The 548-nt window shown below is 65.3% G+C and carries 1 protein-coding gene; it reads left to right on the top strand.

The features are described 5' to 3' along the window. Positions 1–71: 71 nt before the first annotated feature. A partial coding sequence (locus VXC91_RS46770) for a tyrosine-type recombinase/integrase (protein WP_329513391.1) occupies positions 72–548 on the top strand: 477 nt, incomplete at its 3' end.

Here is a 548-nt window from a genome sequence, read left to right as displayed (position 1 = left end):
CGTTTACCCCTACGGGGTAGGCGCGCTGGTCATCGTGGCCATGGCATTGACCATGAATAGGTTCCACAGCCATGGCGAACACACGATCCAGGCGACGTCAGCGCGGCAGCATCCGCCCCCACGGCGACGGCTTCCAGGTACGGGTCTACGCGGGGCGTGACCCGCTCACAAAGAAGGACCTCTACCTCCACGAGCAGGCCGCCACCCCGGAAGAGGCCGAGAAGGTCCGCACCAGACTCCTCCACGAGGTCGACGAGCAGCGACACCCCAAGAGCCAGGTCGCTCTGTCGTTCCTCCTCGACCGGTGGCTCAGCATCGCCGAGCTCGAAGAGACCTCCTACGAGCGGACCGAGGGCCTGATCCGCAACTACCTCAAGCCCACGTTCGGCGACCTCAAGGCAAGCAAGCTCACCGCCGAGATGCTGGAGCTGTTCTACGCACGGCTGCGGCGCTGCAGGGAACAGTGCGACGGCCGGCGCAACGGCAAGGCAGGTCCGAAGACGAAGAAGAAGCACGTCTGCAAACCGCTCGCGGCGAACTCCGTGCGC

Source organism: Streptomyces chiangmaiensis (assembly GCF_036281785.1).
In the GTDB taxonomy this organism is placed as follows: Bacteria; Actinomycetota; Actinomycetes; order Streptomycetales; family Streptomycetaceae; genus Streptomyces; species Streptomyces chiangmaiensis.
The sequence above is the reverse complement of the archived record's forward strand: the minus strand, read 5'-3'. Positions and strand labels throughout refer to the sequence as shown.